Source organism: Thiorhodovibrio frisius (assembly GCF_033954835.1).
GTDB lineage: Bacteria > Pseudomonadota > Gammaproteobacteria > Chromatiales > Chromatiaceae > Thiorhodovibrio > Thiorhodovibrio frisius.
This window is the reverse complement of record NZ_CP121471.1, coordinates 4,431,543-4,454,243: the sequence shown is the minus strand read 5'-3', so window position 1 is coordinate 4,454,243 and position 22,701 is coordinate 4,431,543. Positions and strand designations below refer to the sequence as shown.

Below are 22,701 nucleotides of genomic sequence, written 5' to 3'. Positions count from 1 at the left end.
TCGACCGCCATGCATTCGGTCAATCCCGCAGCCTAATGCGCCTCATCCCAATTTTCCCCCACGCCGATATCGACAATCAGCGGCACCTTCAGCTCGGCGGCTGACTGCATCAGCTCGCGGATCTGGCTAGTGGCGGCATCAATAGCTTCATTGGCAATCTCAAATACCAGCTCATCATGGACCTGCATGATCATCCGCACCGGCGGTTGCTCGCGCTGGATCCAGTCATCGACGGTGATCATGGCGCGCTTGATAATGTCCGCCGCGCTGCCCTGCATGGGGGCGTTGATGGCGGTGCGCTCAGCACCCTGGCGGCGCTGCTGATTGGTGTGGTTGATGTCCGGCAGATAAAGTCGGCGACCGAAGATTGTCTCGACATAGCGGTCGCGTCCGGCCTGCTCGCGAATCCGCTCCATAAAGGCTTTTACCCCTGGGTAGCGGGCAAAATAGGTATCCACGTAGGCTTGGGCCTCACGCCGCTCAATGCCAAGCTGGCGCGCGAGGCCGAAGGCGGACATGCCGTAAATGAGCCCGAAGTTGATCGCCTTGGCCGAGCGGCGCTGGTCTGAGGTAACCTCCTCTGGCGGCAGGCCATGGATTTCCGCTGCGGTGGCGCGATGCACATCGGCCCCGGCGGCAAAGGCGGCCAGCAGACGTTGGTCACCGGACAGATGCGCCATAATGCGCAGCTCGATCTGAGAATAATCCGCTGCCACCAGCCGATAGCCGGGTTCGGGGATAAAGGCACGGCGAATGCGCCGGCCCTCTTCGCGACGGATGGGTATATTTTGCAAATTGGGGTCGCTGGAGGATAGGCGTCCGGTGGCGGCGACCGCTTGGTGGTAGCTGGTATGCACCCGGCCGGATTCGGGGTTGCGCATGCGCGGCAATTTGTCGGTGTAGGTGGAGCGCAACTTCGACAGGCCGCGATGCTCAAGGATCAGGTGCGGCAGCTCGTGTCCGTCCTCGGCGAGTTTTTCGAGGACTGATTCCGCTGTTGATGGCGCGCCCTTAGGCGTGCGCGAGAGCACCGGCAGGCCCAGTTCCTCGAAGAAGATTTGGCCGATCTGCTTGGGTGATCCGAGATTGAACTTGCGCCCGGCGGCCTGATAGGACTTCTCCTCAAGCTCGGCGATGCGCTCGGCTAACTCGCGGCTTTGTTTGCCGAGTTCCTCGGCATCAATGCGCACACCTAAGCGCTCCATGCGCGAAAGAACCGGGATCAGCGGGATTTCGATTTCTTGATACAGCTGCTTCAGGCTTGGTGTCTGCTCGAGCCTTGGCCAGAAGCTGCGATGCAGTTGCAGGGTGATGTCGGCATCCTCGGCGGCATAGGGCGCGGCCTGCTCGAGGTCGATTTGATCGAAGCGCAGCTGTTTCGCACCCTTGCCGGCGATGTCCTTGAATGCGATGCACTGGTGGCCGAGGTATTTCAGCGCCAGGGTGTCCATGTCGTGGCGGCTCGCGGTGCTGTCGAGCACATAGCTCTGGAGCATGCTGTCGTGGGCGACGCCTTGGAGCGCGATGCCATGGCCGGCAAGCACGTTCATGTCGTATTTGAGATTCTGCCCGAGCTTGCGCCGGGTTGGATCTTCCAGCAACGGCTTGAGCGCGGTGAGAATCTCGTTGCGCTTAAGTTGGGTCGGAGCGCCGGGGTAGCAGTGCGCGAGCGGCAAATAAGCGGCATCGCCGGGCGTAATGGCAAAGGACAGCCCGACGATCTCGGCTTGCATATAATCGAGCGCGGTGGTTTCGGTATCGACGGCGAACAGCTCGGCGGCTTGCAGGCGCTCAAGCCAGCTCGCGAAATCCGCTTCGGTCAAGATGACCTGGTAGTCCACCTCGATCTTGGGGCTGGCTTGGGGGTCGGTCCCGCTCGAAGCCTCGGGGTCTGCCACGGCCTCGAGCGTTGCCAGCAGCCGGCGCGATTCGATGCGCTCATACCAGGTGCGCAGGCTGTCGCTGTCCGGGGCGCCGGGACTGAGATCCTCCGGTGCCAGTTCAAGCTCTAGATCGCGCTTGATGGTGGTGAGTTGCCGTGCCAAGGGCAGTTGCGAAAGGCTCTCGCGCAGGTTCTCACCGACCTTGCCGCCAATCTTATCGGCGTGCGCCATCACGCCATCAAGATCGCCATACTCGCCGAGCCACTTGACTGCCGTCTTGGGACCGCACTTGGGTACGCCGGGAATGTTGTCGACGCTGTCGCCCATCAGGCTCAAATAGTCCACAATTCGTTCAGGCGGCACGCCGAACTTCTCACGCACGCCATCGGGGTCGAGCAGACTGTCGCTCATGGTGTTGATCAGATGAATGCGATCTGTCACCAGTTGCGCCAGATCCTTATCGCCGGTAGAAATCAGCGTGCGCAGCCCGGCCGCCTCGGCGCGGGTCGCCAGGGTGCCGAGCACGTCATCGGCTTCTACCTCGGGGATGATCAACAACGGCAGCCCGAGTGCGCGCACAATCTCGCGCAGCGGGTCGATCTGTTCGCGCAAGTCCGCCGGCATCTCCGGGCGGTTGGCCTTGTAGTCAGCAAAGAGGGCGTTGCGAAAGGTTGGTCCGGGAGCGTCGAACACCACACCGATATAGCGGGGTTGATAACGCTCGCATAAACTACGGATCATGTTTAGCACGCCAACCAGGGCGCCGGTCGGCTCACCGCGCGAGTTACTGAGCTTGGGCAGGGCATGATAGGCGCGGAACAGGTAACCTGATGCGTCGAGCAGCACGAGATCGTAGACGTTTGACATGATGGCGATGGTGACAGCGTTAAAACCAAAGAATCGGGGGCTCGGAGGCCAAGTTAGCATGATGCGACGGCTGGCGGCAGTGGGCTTGGGGAAGCTTGGCGTGAATCACCCGGTTTTATTCGGCACAGTGGCCGCGAGCATCAGCAGCGGCATGCACGCTTGCAGCAATAGCGCACCAGCCTCCGCGCACCACAGCAGTTGCAGACTGCAAGCCTGATGGAACAATCGACGGCCCACCAAAGCAGTCTGTTCGACGCCCTTCTGGACAAGCCGGCCTGGTTGCTCGCGGCCTGCCTGGGACTATTCGCGCTGTGGGAGCTTGGACTGCGCAAACTCGGTGGTCGCGGTGGATCGGCGAACAAGCCTGGCCTGGTCGCAACCCTGGATTTGTTGCTGCTGCCAACAGTGGTCATCCTGGTCGGCACACTGCTGCGGTTGGCGGTCGAGGAGTTTGGCATCGCGCGCGCCGAGGAACCGCTGCGGGTCATCATGGTGTTTTTTTTCTACATGGTGTTGTCCTGGTGCCTGGTGCGGATGGGCGAGGTGTTTCTGTTCGAGAAGCGCGTCGCAGACTACCGCGCGAGCGTGCCTGGGCTGCTGCGCGCGCTTGGCTATCTCGGCGGTCTGCTTGGCGGCGTCAGCCTCTTTATGTGGCAGCAGGGCTATTCCATCGCCGGGGTCTGGGTCTCGACCGGTGTCGCTGCCGCCCTGGCCGGATTCGCGCTGCAACGGCCGTTGGGAGATCTGTTTGCCGGCATTGCCATGGGGCTGGAGCAGCCCTTTCAGATTGGCGACTGGATTGAGCTGCCGGGCGACATTGTCGGGCGGGTGGTGGACATTAACTGGCGCGCCACCTGGTTGCAGGGCTGGGACAACAGCCGCCTTATCATTCCCAATTCGCTGCTTGCCGGGCAGAACATCAAGAACTACGAAAGTGGCCGGCGCCAGTTTGCCCCCTGGTACATCGTCAAGGTGCCGGCCGAGGTCGACCCGCGCTTTGCCACCGCGTTGCTGCTCGAGGCCGCGATGCGCGCGCCCCATGTGCTGAATCGGCCGCTGCCGGTGGTGCGCCTGGCCAATGCGACGAGTCAGCCCTATGAATACATGGTGTGGGTCCATTACGATAATTATCCGGCCATGTTCCGCGGTCGCGAGGAGCTGTTTCGCGAGATTCATTACGCTTTTCTGAATGCGGGTATTCACATCTCGCCGCAAATCTCTGAATGGCGCACCCGGCGTGCCGATGCCAACACCCGCGAGCGCCCGAGTATTTTTCAGGCGCTCAAACAACTCGACGTCTCCCGCCATTGGGCGGATGAAGAGATCGAACAGATCGCGACGCCCAGCCGCTATCTCGACTTCGATGCTGGCGCCGTGCTGCTGCGCGAGGGCGAGATTGCCGAGGCCTTCGATATCGTGATCCACGGCCTGGTGGAGGCCAGCATTACCCTGCCCGGCGGTGCGAAGGAAGTCACAGAGCTGCTTGGCCCCGGCGACTACTATGGCATTCTGTCGATGGCGACCAGTGAGCCCTCATTTCTCGAATACACGGCAAGAAGTGATGTCGTGCTGGTGCGCGTGAGCTTTGAGTGCCTGCAACGAATCTTAACCGCGCACCCGGACCGCGCTGCCGTTCTCGCGGCCACCGTCAAGCAGCGCTTCGACGCTGCCGAACAGGCACGCGAGGCCTCTCGGCGCCATGTGCCCAAGCGCAGTTTCCGTGAAATTTCGCGCCGGATTGAAGAGCTGATTGGGCGGCGGGGCTGAGCCAGCATGTGGGTGTGATGGGTTCCGGTTTGCTATCTCGCAGCGGAAACCCGGATACTTGGCCTTTGCCCGACACTTCTAGACTTTGAAACCCGATGCACCAGCGGATTCGCGCAACCCTTGCCGAGCATATCGACACCATTAATGCGCTGGTTGACCTCACCGGCGAGATTGCGGCCCTGGCCGAGCGCGGGGTAGCCACACTCAAGGCCGGCGGGCGGATTCTTTGGATGGGCAATGGCGGCAGCGCAGCCGATGCTCAGCATCTGGCCGCCGAGTTGGTTGGCCGTTTTGAGCGCGAGCGCCCTGGGCTTGCGTCCATTGCTCTGACCACCGACACCTCAATTCTGACCTCGGTTGCCAATGACTATGGTTTTGAGCACATTTTTGCCCGTCAGGTCGAAGCCATCGGGCGCCCGGGAGACTTGCTGATCGGCCTGTCGACATCCGGCAATAGCCCCAATGTGCTGCGCGCCATGGAGGTTGGCGCCAGACTCGGGTTGACGTGTGCCGGGCTGACCGGTGCAGATGGTGGCGCGCTGCGTGAGCAGTGCGAACTTTGCCTGTGCGTGCCATCCAGACGCACCGCGCGCATCCAGGAGGCCCATCAGCTGATCGGGCATCTGCTGTGTGATGCCATCGAGGCCCAAGCCCAAGCTGAAGCCCAGGCCAACACCCAAGCCGGGGTTCAACAAGACCGGGGCACGGGGTCATGAGCTTTTCCGATCCGGCTGCGGTGCGCGAGGCGGTGACCAGCGGTTTTGGCGGGCGGCGCCTGCTGGTGGCCGGCGATTTGATGCTTGATCGCTACTTATGGGGCGAGGTGCAACGCATCTCGCCCGAAGCGCCTGTGCCCGTGCTGCGCCTGCGCCGCGAGACCGAAGTGGCCGGTGGCGCGGCCAATGTCGCGCGCAATCTGGCCGCGCTTGGGCTTAAGGTCGAATTGGCGGGCGTGATCGGGCAGGATACCGAAGCTGAGCGGCTGCTGGCGCTGCTGCGACAAGCCGGGATTGGGACCGATGCGGTTGTGGGTGCGAGCGAGCGCGGCACCAGCACCAAGACGCGCGCCATCGGCAATCACCAGCAGATGCTGCGCATCGACCGCGAGGAAACCAGGCCCCTGGAACCCGCGCTCGAGGATGCCCTGTTCGCCGCGATCAGCCCACGTCTTAAAGATGTCCATAGCCTGCTGCTCTCAGACTACGCCAAGGGCGTGCTGAGCGGCGGCCTCTGCCAGCGGCTGATCCAGGCGGCGCGAGCGCTCGGTAAGCCGGTGTGGGTCGATCCCAAGGGTCGGGATTTCAGCCGCTACCAGGGCGCTAGCTTGATGACCCCAAATCGCGCCGAACTGGCTGTCGCCCTGGGGCTGTCGGCGAGTGAACTCCCGTCCTTGCTCACAGGTGCCGATCGGCTGCGCGAGACACTGGAGCTGGAGGCGCTGGTCATCACCCTGGGTGAATTGGGGATGACACTAATCGACGCCCAAGGTCAGCACCAAATTCCGGCGGTGGCGCGCGAGGTGTTTGATGTTTCCGGTGCTGGCGACACTGCCATTGCTGTGCTGGCCGCCGCCCTGACCGCAGGTCTGACGCGTGCCGATGCCGTTGCGCTGGCCAATCTCGGCGCTGGCGTGGTGGTCGGTCGGGTCGGCACCGCCCAGCTTGAAGCCGCCGAACTCCTGGCCGCCATGGAACAGGACAGCGCCAATGCCCAGCAGGCGAAAATCCTCACGCGAGAAGCGCTGCTGGAACGACTGCGCCACTGGCGGGATCAGGGCGAGCGTGTTGTTTTCACCAATGGCTGCTTCGATCTATTGCATGCCGGCCATGTCAGCTATCTTGCGCAGGCACGTCAGTATGGACAGCGCTTAATCCTTGGGCTAAACAGCGATGATTCAGTGCGCGCGCTTAAAGGCCCGCAACGCCCGATTGTGTCGGAAGCTGACCGCGCCCTGGTGCTGGCTGGCCTGACCGCTGTGGATGCCGTGGTGATTTTCAACGAGTCCACACCCTTGGAGCTGATCCGCGCCATTCGCCCCGACGTGCTGGTCAAGGGGGCGGATTATCGGCCCGAGCAAGTCGTGGGTGCCGATGAGGTGCAAGGTTATGGTGGGCAACTGGTGCTGATCCCGCTCTTGCCCGAGCGCAGCACCAGCGCCATGATCGCGGAGTTGGCTGCTGGAGATTGCAGGAAGCAAGGCTGAAGGCAGACGACTTTTTCACCGAAATAACCTAACCACTGACCACAAACAAACCTCATGAGCTACATCCTGATTCTCTACTACAGCCGCTACGGCGCCACTGCCGAGATGGCGCGCATGATCGCGCGCGGTGCCGAGGAGGAAGGCATGGAGGCACGCTTGCGCACCGTGCCGGCCGTGTCTGCGGTGTGCGAGGCGCTTGAAGACGGCATCCCCGCCACCGGCGCTCCTTATGCAACTGAAGAAGATCTGCGTGATTGCGCGGGCCTCGCGCTTGGCAGCCCAACGCGCTTCGGCAACATGGCTGCGCCGATGAAATACTTTCTTGACGGCACCTCCTCGCTATGGCTGAAAGGCGCTTTGGCTGGCAAACCGGCGGGGGTATTCACCTCCACCTCCAGCCTGCACGGCGGGCAGGAGACCACGCTCACCTCCATGATGTTGCCGCTGTTGCATCATGGCATGCTGCTGGTTGGCCTGCCCTATAGCGAAACCGATCTGCTGCACACCACTGGCGGCGGCACGCCCTATGGTCCCTCGCACCTGGCTGGTATCAACAATGATCTGCCGTTGAACGAGGCCGAGTCACGCCTGTGCCAGGCGCTGGGCCGGCGATTGGCGCGCACTGCGCGCGCGCTGGCGGGATGATTTCCTTCCACCACCCGCATCCCATTCCCCATGCAACAACTCGGTCTGGCGTTGCGCCTGCCCCAGGTGCAAGCCTTTGCTAATTTTATCCCCGGGCGCAATGCTGAGGTGCTGGCTGCGCTGCGTGACTGGGCGGGCGGTCAGGGGGCGCCCTATCTGAGCCTGCACGGCGAGCCCGGCTGCGGCAAGACGCATTTGCTGCGCGCCGCTTGTGCCGAGGTCGAGCGCCAGGAGCGGCCGCTGGTCTATCTATCGCTGGCGCAACTGGACCTGATGCCGGACGTCTGCGAAGGGCTGGAAGCACTCAATGCCGTTGTGCTCGACGACCTGCAAGCCATTGCCGGCAACGCCCTTTGGGAGCAAGCCTTGTTCGCGCTCTTCAACCGCCTGCGCGAACAGGGCGCGCGCTTGTTGGTCGCCGCCACACGCCCGCCGGCAGCCCTCTCGATTGAACTACCCGACCTGCAATCGCGCCTTTGCTCCGGGCCAAGCTTTTTGCTCCAGCCGCTGGATGACGATGGGCTGGATCAGCTTCTCAGCCAGGGCGCGTGCGAGCGTGGCTTCACCCTGGATGCCGCCGCGCGCCGCTATCTGCTCTGTCGCTGCACCCGCGCCCCGGCTGCCCTGCTGCGCCTGCTCGATGAGATTGATGCCGCCAGCCTGGCACAGAGCCGGGTGCCGACGGTGCCTTTTTTGAGCGCATGGCTGGCCTCCCAGGATATCTGCTGAAAATCAGCTGTAGGCTCGGGATCAGTTCGGGCGCCCGATCAGCACATAGACCGCATGATCCCCGCTGGCGGAAAGCCCAAGGCCCAGATAGGCCGGGCCAATCCAGGTGTCGGAGCCAAAAAACAGGCTGCTGCCAAAGCGGGTGCCCTCGGGCGCCAGATTGAAGTCAACCCCCGCGGCATCGTTGAAGCGGCTTTCGGGCAGCCAGCCGGCTTCCAGCGAAGCGCCAAGAAAGAGCCCGCGTCCGAAGGGGGTTGGCAGGGTGGCGATCTGGCGATAGTAGGCCAGGGAGCCGAACACCATGTCGTTGCCGCGGAATTGCTCGTTGGCATAGCCCGAGAGCGTCAGGAAGCCGCCGAGCGGAAACTGGTCGTAGTAGGGCATGTCGGCGCCGAAACTGGTTCCGGCCTTGAAGCGCACGGCCAAAGTGTTGGGACCGAAACTTGTTGCATCAAAGGCGGTGACCTCGGCGCGGGTGTAGTTTGGATCGGCACCCAAGGCGGCAAGCGGCGCGCGAGCCTCAAGCGTCAGACGCTGGCCGTTACGCGGCACGGCGGCGCGATCCATGGTGTCGTAAGCCAGACGCGCGCGCACGCCGGAATCGACCACCCGCCCGTCTGGCAGCTCGGCTGAGCCCGTATCCAGATTGACATCGGTAATGCCCCAGTAAGGCCCAATGCGCATTTCCAGATGACTGCGGCTGAGGCCAAAATCGGCCCCGACACGCGCCCGGCTGACATCGTAGCGGGCAACACGCTGATCGCCATCAAAGACGCTGTAAGGCGTCTGGTAGATGTCGAAATAGGGCGCGACAAAGCCGGAGTGATCCAGGTCGAGCGGCTGGAACCACTCGCTGAATAGGCGTGGTTCGTTACCCAGTTCAAGCTCGCTGAACCATTCGGCACCGAGGCTGTTCATCCAGGTCTGGCGATAGGTGGCGCGCAGACCAAAGCGGCTGTCACCCTGATTGTCGCTCGAGAGTTTCAGCCCGAAGCCGAGATAGCCCGGTCCCCAGCCTTTTTCCACCGCATCGACGACCAGCACCTCGCCTCTGCCCCGGTCATCCGGCTGAAAACGGTAGCTGATGCGCTCGAAGTCCCCGCGTCCATAAAGACGCTGGATATCACGCTCAAGGCGCTCGCGGTCGAAGGGCTTGCCCTGCTGGGCTTCAATCAGTGCGTCAAACAACTTGGCATTGACCCGTTTGAGTCCGGCGATTCGTACCTCGCTGACGCGCTGCACCGGCGCGCCGGAGCCGAAGTGCGCCTGCTTCCAGGCGGCGTATTCGGTCTCGCTCAGGCTGAAGCGGCGCAGTTGGTCAGCGCTTTGGCGCGCAGCGGTTACCCCGGTGGCGATGGCCTCGGCCGCGCGCGGAAAATCACCCGAGCCGATATCGCCCAGATCGGGCACAATGAGCAGATCGCGCTTGGGGTCGATCTCGGCCAGCGAGGTCTCGACGTTCTGCTCGGTGAGAATGGCGATCATCTGACCGGTGATGCCGATAAGATTGTCGAGCTGATCGCGTGGCAGAAAGCTCGAGCCAAGATTCACCACGATCAGATGATCGACACCCATGGAACGCGCGACATCCACCGGCAGGTTGCGCACAAGGCCGCCGTCGACAAAAATGTGATCTTGCCACACGATGGGAGCAAAAATGCCAGGCACCGCCATGCTCGCGCGCAGCGCTATTGGCAGCGGGCCCTGATCGAACACAAACATCTCGCCGTTTTCAAGGTTGGTCGCCACGGCCCGAAAGGGAATCGGCAGGGCGTCGAAGTTCTCCGTGGTCTCCACGCCCTTGAGCAGATCGTTAAAAAACAGCTGGACTTTCTGCCCGGAAATGGCGCCCGGGGGCAGTTTCATCTTGCCCCCGCTCACCCCGACGGTGAAATTAAAGGCGGTTGTCATGCTCGCCTCCTGACGCCGAGCTGGCCACTGTGAGCGCGGCGGGTTGTCGTCGAAGAGCTCGTTCCAGTCCACTAGTAGCACACGATTCTCGAGTTCTTCCGCTGACAGCCCGGCGGCATAGCCGCCGCCGACCAGCGAGCCCATACTGGTGCCGGCAATGGCGTGAATGGGAATTCGTAATTCCTCCAGCACCTTGAGCACTCCGATATGGGCGGCGCCCTTGGCACCCCCGCCGGCCAGCACCAGGCCAATGCGCGGATGCCTGGCGGTGCCGGCGGCATTTGCTGGGCTTGGCGCCAGGATGGTGCAGCTGAGGGTAAGCAGGACAAGCGCCGGAAGTAGCCAGCCCGAAAGCAGCCAACTGGGAAGCAACCAGCTGCGAGGCAACCGGCGGGCCATGACAGCGCTTTTAGGGGCGAATGGATTCGCCCGGTCGAGGTGAACACCCTGATGCATCATGATTTCGCAAGGACATTTAATGGACAGATAGGGGGCAGGAACCAAGCTATGTTAGCGCACTCGGTTGCAGCGCTCCCTAATCCCTCATCACTTCTCGCTATCCACTCTCCACTTCCTAATCAACCAATACATGCAGGACCTCAACCCGGCCCAGGCCGAAGCTGTCGCCCACACCTCAGGTCCGCTGCTGGTTATCGCCGGTGCCGGCTCAGGCAAAACCCGGGTCATTACCCGCAAAGTGGGTTTTTTGATCAAAAAACGCGGGCTGCCGGCGCGTGCCATTGTGGCGCTGACGTTCACCAACAAGGCCGCGCGGGAGATGAAGTCCCGCGTGGGCGAACTGGTGCAGGGCAGGGCGGCACGCGGCTTGAGGGTCTCGACCTTCCACACCTTTGGGCTCAATCTGCTGCGTCGCGAACTCAAACACGCCGGTCTTCGCCCCGGCTTTTCGCTGTTCGATCCGCAGGACGGTGAGGCGCTGCTGAAGGACCGTCTGGCCGAGGCCGGGCTGGCCGAGATCGCCCCGGCGGCCGCCCTGTCCCGCATCTCTCATTGGAAGAATGATCTGATCCCGCCAGAGACGGCCGCCAGCGCGGCCGAAGATGACTTCGAGGCCGCACTGGCCGCACTCTATCGCGACTACGAACGCAGCCTGCACGCTTACAACGCGGTGGATTTCGATGACCTCATCCTGCGCCCGGTCGTCCTGCTGCGCGAGCACACAGGGGTGCGCGAGGCCTGGCAGGCGCGCATTGATCATCTGCTGGTGGACGAGTACCAGGATACCAACAGCGCCCAGTATGAGCTGATCCGCCTGCTGGTCGGGGAGCGCGGTGCCTTCACCATGGTGGGCGATGATGATCAGTCCATCTACGCCTGGCGCGGTGCCCGCCCGCAAAATCTCGCCCGGCTCAAAGAGGACTATCCAACACTCAAGGTCATTATGCTTGAGCAGAATTACCGCTCCAGCGGGCGGATTCTCAAGCTCGCCAATGGCTTGATTGCGCACAATCCGCACTTGTTTGAAAAACGCCTGTGGAGCGCGCTTGGCCCCGGCGAGCCGGTGCGTCTGCTCAGCTGCCGCGACGAGGCGCACGAGGCCGAACGGGTGATCGCCGAGATTTTGCACGGGCATTTTGCCGAACAGCACCACTTTGGCGACTACGCCATTCTCTATCGGGGCAATCACCAGGCGCGGGTGTTCGAGCAGGCGCTGCGCACCCATCGCATTCCGTATTTTCTCAGCGGCGGTCAGTCCTTTTTCGCCCGCTCCGAGGTGAAAGACGTGATGGCCTATCTGCGCCTGCTGACCAACCCGGATGACGATGCTGCCTTTCTGCGCGTTGTAAATCGCCCGGGGCGCGGGCTTGGCGCCACCACCCTGGAGGCACTCGGCGGTTTTGCCGGTGCCCAGCGCCTGAGCCTGCTGCGCGCTTGCGACGCCGCTGGCCTCGGCGGCCCGGTGAAAGAACCCCAGCGCGCCGAGCTGCGCGCCTTCAGCCATTGGCTCGAGGAGTTACGCCTGCGCTCGCGTACCGAACCTATCGCTGCCGCGCGCGCCTTGCTGAAAGACTGCGATTATGACGGCTGGCTCTACCAGCAGTCGAGCAGCCGCGCGCAGGGCGAGAAACGCATGCAGAATGTTGATGACCTCATTGCCTGGCTGGAGGCGCTGCACAAAGGCGAGCGCTCCGAGGGCAACCTGCGCGGCGCCGGCCTCGACGACCTGACGGCGCGTCTGAGCCTGCTTGATGTCCTTGAGCGCCAGGAAGAAGACGCTGGCGGCGACCGCGTGCACCTGATGACATTGCATGCCGCCAAGGGGCTGGAATTCGAGCGGGTGTTCTTGGTCGGTATGGAAGAAGACCTGTTGCCGCACCGCGCCAGCATTGAAGCCGATACCATTGAGGAGGAACGCCGATTGTGCTATGTGGGCATCACGCGCGCCCGTCGCACCCTGTGCCTGACGCTCGCCCGCCAGCGTCGCCGCTATGGTGAGACGGTCAGCTGCGAGCCCAGCCGCTTTCTTGCCGAACTACCCGAGGGCGAAGTGCGCCGTGACAACGACCCGGCAGCGGCTGCGGACAGCCGCAATCGCGGCAAGGCGCATCTGGATGCGCTGAAGGCGATGCTGGGCAATGACTGATGGCAATGTCGGCAGTGCTGAGTTTAAGACTCTTAATACCGAAACCCTTCGAGATTTTGGCTCGTTCTGGGCCGAGTGACGGCCACGGAGGTCTCGGCGGCAAGAATGCCGCCGCGAAGCCTCCATGGATGGATTCACGGCGTCCCCCGTGGCTGTCACTCGGCCCAGAACCGAAAACCATTTACGATTGGTATAGCAGCAAGCTTCATCGTGTCCCTGCGCATTCTTAGCGCCAGCCGGCGTACCGACATTCCTGCGTTTTATGGCGACTGGTTTATGAACCGGATGCGCGCTGGCTGGTGTGCCGTACCCAATCCTTTTAATGCTGAGCAGGTCTCGCGGATGGATTTCGTCCCGGGCGAGACGGTGATTGTGTTCTGGACGCGCTGGCCGTTGCCTTTTTTGCGCCACCTTGATGAGCTTGAGCAGCGTGGCTTTGCTTTCTACTTTCTTTACACCCTGGTCGATTATCCTCGCCCGCTTGAGCCTCATGCGCCGCTGTGCGTGAAGAGCCTTGATGCTTTCCGTCGCCTGGCGAACCGCGTTGGCCCGGAGCGGGTCGTTTGGCGCTATGACCCCATTGTGCTCAGTAATGCAATGGATGGGGATTTTCATCGCGAACGCTTTGCGCGCATCGGGCAGCGACTGCGAGGCGCGACTCGCCGGGTTGTCATTAGTATTCTTGATGATTACGCGAAAATGCGCGGGCGATTGCAGACTCTTGGCGCAGCCCACCCGGAATTGGCGCCGCGCCCCTTCGACACTGAGCGCGACGGGTCATTGATCCGCGATCTGGCGACGATAGCAGGCGATCTGGGCTTGGATATCCAAAGCTGTGCCGAGGAGATTGATTTGCAACCCTGGGGGGTGAGTCCTGGAAAGTGCATTGATGATCGGCTCATCCGCCGGTTGTTCGGTCTGGCGGCTGCGGCGCGCAAGGACAAAAGTCAGCGCGCGCTCTGCGGCTGTATCGAGGCGCGCGATATCGGCATGTACGATAGTTGTCTCTTTGGTTGTGCCTACTGCTACGCCACCCGCAGTTTCGCGCTCGCGCGGTGTCATCAGGCCGCGCATGATCCGCACGGTGAATCCCTGTATGGCGGGTATCGCGTGGCACTAGACCGCAGCAAAGACGCATCGGCTGAGCCAAGGCTGCCAGTGCAGCGGGATTTGTTTGAGACGAGCGGCCCGCTCTGATCGCGCCTGCCAGCTGGCCGGGTTAGAATGCCATGGTAAACAGCGGGAACTCTGACGAGCGCGGTTGGCGGCGCTGACTGCACCGCATCCGTTACGGCGGTTGTTTTCTCCCCGCGATATCGACGATGTTTTAACCCGAGGAAACCGATGTGGCCATTATTGCCGTGGTCAGCAACAAGGGCGGGACCGGTAAGACAACCCTGGCTATGAGCTTGGCCGCCGGGTTGCTGCGCAATGACAGCCTGATGCTGATTGATGCCGATCCGCAGCAGTCGGCCTATCAGTGGCGGTTGGTGGGGGAAGATCGCCCGGGCCTGCCGCCGGTGGTCGCCGTGGCCCATGGGCTTGAGTCCACGGTCAAGGCGCTGAGCGACAGCCACCAGCACCTGATCATCGACTGCCCGCCGTCGATCAAGTCCGAGCAGAGCGCTCGTGCGCTGCGTTTGGCTGACATTGCGTTGGTCCCGGTGCAGCCCTCGCCCATGGACCTCTGGGCGACGGCGCCCATCGCACGGGTCATCGCCGAACTGCGAGCCGAGAATCCGCACCTGCGCGGCTTTATCGTGATGAGCCAGATCGAACCGCGCACGACCCTGTCACGCCTGATGCCCGAGGCAGTCGCCGAACTGGACCTGCCGGTGGCGAGTTCCATGCTGCGGCGGCGCTCTATCCATCGCCTGTGCGCACTGGAGGGGCGGACAATTTTTCAGAGCGGCCGCCGTGGTGCTGATGCCGTCGCCGAGATAGAACAACTCATTGAGGAGATATTTCGCCCATGACTGCCGCGAGCAAGACCGAACGTCAGTTGATCGATTCCATTCGCAAGGCCAAGACCGGCGGTGAGTCGGGGGTAGGTGAGTCTGACGGCGCCTCCAAGGCGATTGAAGCTGCCGCGCCCAGGATGTCAGAAGCCTCGGTCCCAACTGAAAGTCAACAGCCAAGGCCGCGCGCTGCGGCTGCCAAAGGCAGCGCGCGAAAAAAGGCGCAGACAGCGCCTGCGACTGGCAGCAGCGGCTACAGTAGTGCGCGCCGAGTGTGGCCGGATTGATGTCCGGGTACCAATGGCTCATCTGGGTTTGGAGTAGATAATGGAAAGTGTTGCTGAGGGTATTTATTGCATCGACACAGATCTCTACCGGCCGCGACTGGCTGCCAGTTATCTGATACGCGGCGGCGACAGTCTGGCCTTTGTCGATACTGGCGTTGCCCGCGCGCTCCCGCGACTGCTTGATGCCGTCGCAGAGATCGGTCTGACGCCTGAGCATGTGGACATGGTGATTCCGACGCATGTGCATCTCGACCATGCCGGTGCTGCCGGTGCCCTGCTGCAGGCCTGCCCCAATGCACGTCTGATCGTGCATCCCAAGGGCGCGCCGCATTTGATTGATCCCGCCAAGCTGATTGCGGGCGCCACGGCTGTTTATGGCGCCGAGGAGTTCGAGCGTCATTTCGGTGCCCTGACACCCATCCCCGAGTCGCGTGTTGAGCTGGCGCAAGACGAACAGTCTCTTGATCTTGGCGGGCGCATCCTGCGTTTTATCGACACCCCTGGGCATGCCAACCATCACGGCTGTCTGTTCGACGAGCGCACCCGGGGTTGGTTTACCGGAGATACTTTCGGCATTGCCTATCCGGAGTTTTATACCGAGGCCGGCCCCTGGCTGTTCGCGCCCACCACGCCCGTGGCCTTCGACCCGACTGCCTGGCAGGCCAGTGTCGAACGGCTACTTGAGGTCGCGCCGCAGATGATGTTCCTGACGCATTTTGGCCGCGTTGATGCCCCGGCGGCATTGGGGGGGCAGCTCAGGGCAAGCATTGCCACACTGGCCGAGGTGGCCTTGCGTGAGGAAGAATTGGGCGAGGATGCTTCAGGTCAGCAAGAACAGGCCGAGGACGGCCGGCTCGCGCGGCTCAAAACTGCTGTGGCCGACAGCCTGGTGGCTGCGGCCCAGGCTCATGGCGTGCGCTTGGAGGCCGAGCACATCCGTGCGCTGCTGGCGGTGGATACCGAGTTAAACGCCCAGGGTCTGGATGTCTGGCTGAAACGCCGGCGCAAGCAGCGCGAGGCGGCCGGCTGAGCGCGGGCTGGATAGGGCAGGGACTCGCCTGTGGCTTGAGTTCCGCGTGCCTTCACCCACCTAACGCTCATAGTCCCGGCCACCCCAGAGAACGAAACTTTGATTGATTCAGGGCTGAGCCCATGGTCCCGACCACCCCGGAGAATCAATCTGTTTGATCCAAGGGTAACCCGGGCTAAGTCGGCTGCGCGGACACCCGCTTTGGCAGCCAAATCACCAGATCGCGCCACGGAGTTTTTATCAGCATGCCAACCCCCACGGAATTTAACCTGCACCGCGCCTCGCGGGTGCTTGAGATCACCTTTGACGACGATGCTCACTTCACCCTGCCAGTCGAGTTGCTGCGGGTGTACTCCCCCTCGGCCGAGGTGATGGGCCATGGCCCCGGTCAGCGGGTGTTGCAGCTTGGCAAGGAGGAAGTCGGCATCGACAAGATCGAGCCGGTCGGCAACTACGCCGTCTGTCTGCATTTCGATGACGAACACAATACCGGTATTTTCTCCTGGGAGTACCTGTACAACCTGGGTAAGAACCAGGAAGGTCTCTGGGCCGATTATCTGGCCGAACTCGAAAAAGCCGGCCACAAGCGCAAGCTGCGCCCGTCCTGACAGGTCGCACCGCCAAAACTCTCGCCCGCCATCTATTCAGTTGCTTTTGATGCGGGCAACTACCGACCATTGCCACCCATTTTCCTATGCAGTTTCGTCTTCTGACCTACCGTGGCCTGGACACCGGCAAGATCCCGGGCTACGCCAAACTTGCCGGCTATCTGAGCGCTGGCGATTTCAGCTCCGCCGAGGTCAAGAAGGTCGGTGAGAATCTCTTTCGCGCCCGCCTCGACAAGGCCAACCGCCTGCTGTTCGCCCTGCATCGGCACGAGGGTGAAGGCTGTATCCTGGTGCTCGAATACATCGCCGCGCATGCCTATGAGAAATCCCGCTTCCTTAGTCGCGGGGCGGTGATCGACGAGGCGAAGATTCCGGATGTTGACACTAGCGCCGTCGACGAGGCGCCGGAGCTGGCATATCTGAACCCCGAGTTACCGCGCTTTCATCTGCTCGATAAGGTGCTCAGCTTCGACCAAGACCAGGAGGCTATCTACCAGCAGCCGCCGCCGCTGATCGTGATCGGCTCGGCCGGAAGCGGCAAGACGGCCCTGACGCTCGAGAAGATGAAAGACGCCGTCGGCGAGGTGCTCTACGTCACCCGTTCGCCCTTCCTGGTGCAGAACGCGCGCGAGCTCTACTACGCCAACGGTTACGACAACGAGGACCAGGAGGTCGATTTCCTGTCCTTCCGCGAGTATCTGGAAACCATCCGCGTGCCTGAGGGCCGCGAGATGACCCCGCGCACCTTCGCCGCATGGGCTGGACGCCAGAAGCTCCCGCGCGAGCTGCGCGATACTCATCGGTTGTTCGAGGAGTTCCAGGGCGCTCTGACCGGCACCGACGAGGAGCGGCCCTATCTGGACCGCGCGACCTATCGCAGTCTCGGCGTGCGCCAGTCGATCTATGCACCTGAGCTGCGCGATGCCGTTTACGATCTGTTCGAACGCTACCTGCGCCTGCTGGCCGATGAGGGCTGGTTCGACGCCAATCTGGTCAGTCACGATTGGCTTGCACTGATCGCGCCGCGCTATGACTTCATCGTGATTGATGAGGTGCAGGATCTGACTGCCGTGCAGCTCTTGCTGATTCTGCGCGCGCTGCGCGATCCGACAGCCTTTCTGCTGTGTGGCGACTCTAACCAGATCGTCCATCCGAATTTCTTCTCCTGGGCCAAGGTCAAGACGCTGTTCTGGCGCGAGCGCACTGAGGGGTCTGGTGGCTCCGCCGAGCTGATCCGCATCCTCAATGCCAACTTCCGCAACTCGCCGCAGATCACCGAGATGGCCAACCGGCTGCTGCACATCAAGCAGGCGCGTTTTGGCTCGGTTGATCGCGAGAGCAATTATCTGGTTCAGAGCCGTGGCCCCAAGACTGGCAGGGTCGGGCTGCTGGCCGACAGCGATGCCGTCAAGCGCGATCTCGACCGCCGCACGGCCGGCTCGGCGCGTTTCGCCATCCTGGTGCTGCATCCGGACCAAAAGGCCGAGGTGCGCAAGCATTTCCGCACACCACTAGTGTTTTCAATTCACGAAGCCAAGGGCCTCGAATACGAAAACGTCCTGCTCTACAACTTCCTGTCGGGCGAGGAGAAACGCTACCGCGACATCGCCGGCGATCTGGTGCTCGAGGACTTGCAAGGCGAGCTGCGTTATGCGCGCGGGCGCGATAAGAGCGACAAATCGCTCGAGATCTATAAGTTCTACATCAATGCGCTCTATGTCGCCGTGACCCGAGCGGTGCGCAATCTCTATCTCCTGGAGACTAGCCCCAAGCAGGCGCTGCTTGAGTTGCTCGGCCTGACCGAGGTGCATCAGGATGTCAATGATGTGGAGGAACAGCGCTCCAGCCTCGATGACTGGCGCCGCGAGGCCCATCGGCTGGAAATGCAGGGCAAGGAGGATCAGGCCGCTGAAATCCGCGAGCAGATCCTCAAGCAGCGCGAGGTGCCCTGGACGGTGTTGCAGGGCGAGGCGCTCGCGGAGCTGGAGCAAAACGCGCTTGAGAAAGGCGAGAAAAAGGCTCGCGTTGCGCTGATGGAATACGCCTTGGTCTATCGTGACCAGCGCTGGCTGAATGCGCTGATCGATGCCGGCTTCAGTGCCGCGAAGCAGCCCGAGAAAGCCATGAGCTTCCTTGAGAAGAAGCACTATCTGGCTTATGGGCTCAAGCACACCAATGGCGTAATGCGGGAGGTTGAGCGCTATGGGGTCGACTTCCGCAATGTCTTTAACCAGACGCCGCTGATGATTGCCAGCCGTCAAGGCCACGCGGACTTGATCGAAGAGCTACTTGCGGGCGATGCCGACACTAGCCTAGTCGATGCCAATGGACTCAATGCCTTTCAGATCAGTTTGGAGCGCGCCTGTGTCGATCAGCGTTATGCGCGCCAAAAGCTGCCGGCAGTGTTCGAGCATCTCGCACCGCCAAGCCTGGACATCCAGGTCGACGGGCGCCTGATCAAGCTCGACCGCAAGATCATGGAATATCTGATGCTGTGCGTGGCCATGGTGCTTTTCTACCAGCGTCTGGGTCAGAATTACGTTCGGGGCAGCAGGTTTTTGGCAGCGCCGGATTTCGAGGAGATCCTGGCGCACTTTCCCGATGCCATCATCCCCGAGCGTCGCAAGAAGCGGCAGTATCTGTCGTCCATCCTGTCGAAAAATGAAGTGGCGCGCGAAGGTCCGGGCAATCGCAAGCTGTTCATGCGGGTGCGCCGTGGCCACTATCTCCTCAACCCTTACCTCTCTCTGCGCGTCGAGGGCCGCTGGCAACCTATTTACCAGCTTCTCGCCCCCGAGCGCCTGGCGGCGGAGCTCATAGACGTGGCGGGCTGGTATGCCAACGATGGACTCTCAGACCCCAATCATTTTTTAACGCGAAAGGTCGTGCGCTTGCGTGACATCCTGCAACAGCCGGACGCGGATGCCATTGCCGCCGGGCTTGAGTCGACGAAATAGCGTTTCGTTCTCAGATTGATTCCTGCCCGGGCAGAGGGCGCGCGGCTGGGGTAGAATTGACGGCTGTATTGCAACCAGAGTTGACACCGATGTCGGATCAGGATCAGACCCATTTTGGCTATCAACAGGTACCCGTTGCCGAGAAACAGGAACGGGTGCGTGCGGTTTTCGATTCAGTCGCCGATCGCTACGATTTAATGAACGACCTGATGTCGTTCGGCATTCATCGGCTGTGGAAGCGGCGGCTGATTGAGCTTGCCGGCGTGCGGCGTGGCCAGCGGGTGCTGGATCTTGCCGCCGGAACCGGGGACTTGAGCGCGCGCTTTGCCGGCATTGTCGGTAGCAGCGGACAGGTGGTGATGTCGGACATCAACGCCGCCATGCTCGAGCGCGGTCGTGAGCGCATGGACGATGCCGCTGTGGTTGGTAACATTCACTACGCGCTGGCCAATGCCGAGGCGCTGCCTTTTGCCTCCAATAGCTTCGACTGCGTCACCATTGGCTTCGGTTTGCGCAACGTCACCCGCAAGGAGCGGGCGCTGGCCGAGATGCAACGTATTCTCAGGCCAGGTGGTCGCGGTCTGGTGCTCGAGTTCTCCCATCCGACCCAGGCGCCGCTGCAAAAAGCTTATGATGCTTATTCTTTTTCGGTGCTGCCGCTGCTCGGGCGCCTGGTGGCGAAAGATCCGGACAGTTACAAGTATCTGGCTGAGTCCATCCGCATGCACCCGGATCAGGAAAGTCTGCGCGATATGATGGAACTGGCCGGGTTCGAGCGTTGTGAGTACTTCAACCTGACCGGCGGCGTCGTCGCCATCCATCGGGGGGTCAAGTTATGAGCGAGAGCGGGAGTGAGAATGGGGGTATCCAGATTCCGGACGCGCTGCTTTTGTCCTTGCAGGAGAGCGTCAACCGGTTTTTAGCGCTGGACCCGGAGGGCGCCGAGCGACTGTCTGACGTTCAGGGTCAGGTGTTGCTGATTGAGCTGGAAGGCTTTGGAACGCGCATTTTCGTGGTGCCGGGCCATCACACTCTCGGACTCTACGCCAGTTACGATGCCGAGCCTGACTGTCGGGTGCGCGGTACGCCAGCCGCGTTGCTGCGGATGTCGCTGGCCGACCACCGCGAGGATGAGGTCTTCTCGGGTGCGATTGAAATCACCGGTGATAACCAGGTCGCGCAGCGCGTCGGCGATGTCTTTCGCAATCTCGATATCGACTGGGAAGAACAGCTCGCGCGTCTGTTTGGCGACAGTGTGGCGCGGCAAATTGGCCAGCAAGCGCGTAATGTCAAGGAATGGACTGAGCGCGGAGGCGATACCCTGACGCAAAACCTGCGCGAGTTCCTACAACAGGAAAGCCGCTTGTTACCGAGCGACACCGAGTTGCGCCAGTTTCTCAATGGCGTGGATATTTTCCGCGACGATGTGGAGCGCTTGGCTGCGCGGGTTGACCGCCTTGTGCCAAAAGGTCCAGCGGCCAGCGCGTCGGGGCGTCCCTCAGCGCATCCACCAGCATCTTCATCGGCACCCCCATCAGAGCAACCTGACGCATGATGGTTCCAATCAGCCAGACCCTGCGGCTGATTCATATCAACCTGGTTCTGCTGCGCCACGGTCTCGACGAACTCATCTTTGCGACCCCGCTGTTTCGGCCCTTGCGCTTTCTGCTGTGGCTCTCACCACTGTATTGGTGGCGCAAGCGCAAAACCATGACACCCTACCCAGCACGGGTGCGCGAGGCGCTTGAGGATCTGGGGCCAATTTTCATCAAATTTGGCCAGTTGCTCTCCACCCGGCGCGATCTACTGCCGGATGACTGGGCCGTGGAGCTTGCGCGCCTGCAGGACAGGGTGCCGCCCTTCCCGAGCGAGATTGCCCGGGAGCTGATCGAAAAAGCCTGGGGCCAATCTATCGACAGCGTCCTTGATGACTTCTCCGATATCCCGCTGGCCTCTGCCTCTATTGCTCAGGTACATACCGGGCGGCTGAAGGATGGGCGCTCGGTCATCGTTAAGGTGCTGCGCCCCGGCATCGCGCGCACCATTAACCGCGACATTGCGCTCATGTACAGCATTGCGCGTTTGGCCCATCGTTACTCCAAAGAAGCCCGCCGGCTGCGCCCGATCGAGGTCGTCGCTGAGTACGAAAAGACCATTTACGGCGAGCTCGACCTGCAGCGCGAGGCGGCCAATGCCTCCCAATTGCGGCGCAACTGGCTGCACAGCTCGGCGTTGTACATTCCGGACGTTTACTGGGACTGGACACGCCCGACGGTGATGGTGATGGAGCGCATCTTTGGCACCCCGGTGAGCGATGTTGGCACCCTCAAGCAGCAGGGTATTAGCATGCAGTTGCTTGGCGAGCGCGGGGTGGAGATTTTCTTCACTCAGGTGTTCCGGGACAATTTTTTTCATGCCGATATGCATCCCGGCAACATTTTTGTCGAGCCCAGCGGGCGTTACATCTCGGTGGACTTTGGCATTGTCGGCAGCTTGACCGAGGAAGATCAGCGCTATCTGGCGGAAAATCTGCTGGCCTTTTTCGAGCGCAATTATCGCCGAGTGGCCGAGCTGCATGTGGAGTCCGGCTGGGTGCCGCGCGGCACCCGGGTGGACGAGTTTGAAGCGGCCATCCGCACAGTGAGTGAGCCGATTTTTGAAAAGCCCCTGTCGGAAATCTCGTTCGGGCATTTCCTCGTGCGGCTGTTTCAGACGGCGCGGCGCTTTAATATGGAAATTCAGCCGCAACTGGTGTTACTTGAAAAAACCCTGCTCAATATCGAAGGGCTTGGTCGCCAGCTCTATCCGGAGCTAGACCTCTGGACCACCGCCAAGCCCTTTATGGAACGCTGGATGAAGGAACGCATCGGCCCGCGCGCTCTGCTGCGTCGGGTTAGGGCCAACTTCGGTCCCTTCGCCGAACATCTGCCGGATCTGCCCATGCTGGCTTACCGGGTGCTCGAGAACATGGAAAGCGCCCAGCAGCAAGCACACGCCATGCGCGAGGAACAGGCCCGCTTGCAACGTGAACTGCGCGAGCGACGCACCCTGGTCGGCGCGCTAAGCGGCGCGGTGCTGATCGTCTGTGCCACCCTGCTGTTGCTCTTGGGGCCGGGTTCGCTGGTTAGTCCACTGGTGGCCCAAGTGGTCGCCGGCGCGGTGCTGGTGCTTGGCGTTTGGCTGCTGCTCTATCAGTGGCGCGCGGCCAGCTGAGGCCAGGTTCAGGATAGACCGGACCCGTTTAACTAAGC

Annotated in this window: 17 protein-coding genes; 15 read left to right on the top strand and 2 right to left on the bottom strand. The window is 61.9% G+C overall.

The window, feature by feature from the left end; genetic code table 11:
• Positions 1–32: 32 nt before the first annotated feature.
• Positions 33–2,750 (bottom strand): DNA polymerase I, encoded by a 2,718-nt coding sequence (polA, locus tag Thiofri_RS20395; RefSeq protein ID WP_009147979.1) that lies wholly within the window; start codon positions 2,748–2,750, stop codon positions 33–35.
• A gap of 216 nt (positions 2,751–2,966) precedes the next feature.
• Between polA and Thiofri_RS20390 the strand changes: the two genes are divergently transcribed.
• The 5 genes from Thiofri_RS20390 (at position 2,967) to hda (ending at position 8,094) form a co-directional block, all read left to right on the top strand.
• Positions 2,967–4,517 carry a mechanosensitive ion channel family protein gene (locus Thiofri_RS20390; RefSeq protein ID WP_009147977.1) on the top strand — a complete coding sequence of 517 codons (1,551 nt, stop codon included), beginning with the start codon at positions 2,967–2,969 and terminating at the stop codon, positions 4,515–4,517.
• A 95-nt stretch (positions 4,518–4,612) separates the two neighbouring features.
• Positions 4,613–5,233, top strand: a complete 621-nt coding sequence (locus Thiofri_RS20385; protein ID WP_009147976.1) for a D-sedoheptulose-7-phosphate isomerase — start codon at positions 4,613–4,615, stop codon at positions 5,231–5,233.
• Positions 5,230–6,720, top strand: coding sequence for a bifunctional D-glycero-beta-D-manno-heptose-7-phosphate kinase/D-glycero-beta-D-manno-heptose 1-phosphate adenylyltransferase HldE (hldE, locus tag Thiofri_RS20380; protein WP_009147975.1), 1,491 nt, complete (start codon positions 5,230–5,232; stop codon positions 6,718–6,720). Before Thiofri_RS20385 ends, hldE begins: the two co-directional genes overlap by 4 nt.
• 54 nt (positions 6,721–6,774) lie before the next feature.
• The gene (wrbA, locus tag Thiofri_RS20375; RefSeq protein ID WP_009147974.1) at positions 6,775–7,365 is read left to right on the top strand and encodes an NAD(P)H:quinone oxidoreductase; all 591 of its coding nucleotides are present in this window, start codon (positions 6,775–6,777) and stop codon (positions 7,363–7,365) included.
• Positions 7,366–7,395: 30 nt separating this feature from the next.
• Positions 7,396–8,094 carry a DnaA regulatory inactivator Hda gene (hda, locus tag Thiofri_RS20370; protein ID WP_009147973.1) on the top strand — a complete coding sequence of 233 codons (699 nt, stop codon included), beginning with the start codon at positions 7,396–7,398 and terminating at the stop codon, positions 8,092–8,094.
• Positions 8,095–8,115: 21 nt separating this feature from the next.
• Here the strand turns inward: hda and Thiofri_RS20365 are convergent, their stop codons facing one another.
• Entirely contained in the window at positions 8,116–10,377 is a 2,262-nt protein-coding gene (locus Thiofri_RS20365; RefSeq protein ID WP_223296710.1) for a patatin-like phospholipase family protein, read from the bottom strand.
• 217 nt (positions 10,378–10,594) lie between these two features.
• On the opposite strand from Thiofri_RS20365, the gene Thiofri_RS20360 reads away from it, so the two are divergent.
• The 10 genes from Thiofri_RS20360 (at position 10,595) to ubiB (ending at position 22,663) form a co-directional block, all read left to right on the top strand.
• Positions 10,595–12,610: a UvrD-helicase domain-containing protein gene (locus tag Thiofri_RS20360; RefSeq protein WP_009147971.1), complete on the top strand. Its 2,016-nt coding sequence runs from the start codon at positions 10,595–10,597 to the stop codon at positions 12,608–12,610.
• Positions 12,611–12,820: 210 nt separating this feature from the next.
• The gene (locus Thiofri_RS20355; RefSeq protein WP_143741853.1) at positions 12,821–13,807 is read left to right on the top strand and encodes a DUF1848 domain-containing protein; all 987 of its coding nucleotides are present in this window, start codon (positions 12,821–12,823) and stop codon (positions 13,805–13,807) included.
• A gap of 149 nt (positions 13,808–13,956) precedes the next feature.
• Positions 13,957–14,586, top strand: a complete 630-nt coding sequence (parA, locus tag Thiofri_RS20350) for a ParA family partition ATPase (RefSeq protein ID WP_009147969.1) — start codon at positions 13,957–13,959, stop codon at positions 14,584–14,586.
• Complete coding sequence (locus Thiofri_RS20345) at positions 14,583–14,855, top strand: hypothetical protein (RefSeq protein WP_009147968.1); 273 nt, start codon at positions 14,583–14,585, stop codon at positions 14,853–14,855. Before parA ends, Thiofri_RS20345 begins: the two co-directional genes overlap by 4 nt.
• A 40-nt stretch (positions 14,856–14,895) precedes the next feature.
• Positions 14,896–15,885 (top strand): MBL fold metallo-hydrolase, encoded by a 990-nt coding sequence (locus tag Thiofri_RS20340; protein ID WP_009147967.1) that lies wholly within the window; start codon positions 14,896–14,898, stop codon positions 15,883–15,885.
• Positions 15,886–16,130: 245 nt separating this feature from the next.
• The gene (locus tag Thiofri_RS20335) at positions 16,131–16,493 is read left to right on the top strand and encodes a gamma-butyrobetaine hydroxylase-like domain-containing protein (protein WP_009147966.1); all 363 of its coding nucleotides are present in this window, start codon (positions 16,131–16,133) and stop codon (positions 16,491–16,493) included.
• 86 nt (positions 16,494–16,579) lie between these two features.
• Entirely contained in the window at positions 16,580–19,450 is a 2,871-nt protein-coding gene (locus Thiofri_RS20330; RefSeq protein ID WP_009147965.1) for a helicase domain-containing protein, read from the top strand.
• A gap of 89 nt (positions 19,451–19,539) precedes the next feature.
• Positions 19,540–20,289 carry a bifunctional demethylmenaquinone methyltransferase/2-methoxy-6-polyprenyl-1,4-benzoquinol methylase UbiE gene (ubiE, locus tag Thiofri_RS20325; protein WP_009147964.1) on the top strand — a complete coding sequence of 250 codons (750 nt, stop codon included), beginning with the start codon at positions 19,540–19,542 and terminating at the stop codon, positions 20,287–20,289.
• Complete coding sequence (locus tag Thiofri_RS20320) at positions 20,286–21,005, top strand: ubiquinone biosynthesis accessory factor UbiJ (protein WP_009147963.1); 720 nt, start codon at positions 20,286–20,288, stop codon at positions 21,003–21,005. The genes ubiE and Thiofri_RS20320 overlap by 4 nt, the downstream gene beginning before the upstream one ends.
• Complete coding sequence (gene ubiB / locus Thiofri_RS20315) at positions 21,005–22,663, top strand: ubiquinone biosynthesis regulatory protein kinase UbiB (protein WP_040856195.1); 1,659 nt, start codon at positions 21,005–21,007, stop codon at positions 22,661–22,663. The genes Thiofri_RS20320 and ubiB overlap by 1 nt, the downstream gene beginning before the upstream one ends.
• Positions 22,664–22,701: the final 38 nt, after the last annotated feature.

Excerpts from the sequence above, each read along its gene's own strand:
- Thiofri_RS20360 (WP_009147971.1), top strand. The coding sequence starts at position 10,595 with ATGCAGGACCTCAACCCGGCCCAGGCCGAAGCTGTCGCCCACACCTCA.
- Thiofri_RS20320 (WP_009147963.1), top strand. The coding sequence starts at position 20,286 with ATGAGCGAGAGCGGGAGTGAGAATGGGGGTATCCAGATTCCGGACGCG.
- hldE (WP_009147975.1), top strand. The coding sequence starts at position 5,230 with ATGAGCTTTTCCGATCCGGCTGCGGTGCGCGAGGCGGTGACCAGCGGT.
- ubiE (WP_009147964.1), top strand. The coding sequence starts at position 19,540 with ATGTCGGATCAGGATCAGACCCATTTTGGCTATCAACAGGTACCCGTT.
- Thiofri_RS20330 (WP_009147965.1), top strand. The coding sequence starts at position 16,580 with ATGCAGTTTCGTCTTCTGACCTACCGTGGCCTGGACACCGGCAAGATC.
- Thiofri_RS20390 (WP_009147977.1), top strand. The coding sequence starts at position 2,967 with ATGGAACAATCGACGGCCCACCAAAGCAGTCTGTTCGACGCCCTTCTG.
- Thiofri_RS20345 (WP_009147968.1), top strand. The coding sequence starts at position 14,583 with ATGACTGCCGCGAGCAAGACCGAACGTCAGTTGATCGATTCCATTCGC.
- Thiofri_RS20385 (WP_009147976.1), top strand. The coding sequence starts at position 4,613 with ATGCACCAGCGGATTCGCGCAACCCTTGCCGAGCATATCGACACCATT.
- hda (WP_009147973.1), top strand. The coding sequence starts at position 7,396 with ATGCAACAACTCGGTCTGGCGTTGCGCCTGCCCCAGGTGCAAGCCTTT.
- ubiB (WP_040856195.1), top strand. The coding sequence starts at position 21,005 with ATGGTTCCAATCAGCCAGACCCTGCGGCTGATTCATATCAACCTGGTT.
- Thiofri_RS20335 (WP_009147966.1), top strand. The coding sequence starts at position 16,131 with ATGCCAACCCCCACGGAATTTAACCTGCACCGCGCCTCGCGGGTGCTT.
- wrbA (WP_009147974.1), top strand. The coding sequence starts at position 6,775 with ATGAGCTACATCCTGATTCTCTACTACAGCCGCTACGGCGCCACTGCC.
- polA (WP_009147979.1), bottom strand. The coding sequence starts at position 2,750 with ATGTCAAACGTCTACGATCTCGTGCTGCTCGACGCATCAGGTTACCTG.
- Thiofri_RS20340 (WP_009147967.1), top strand. The coding sequence starts at position 14,896 with ATGGAAAGTGTTGCTGAGGGTATTTATTGCATCGACACAGATCTCTAC.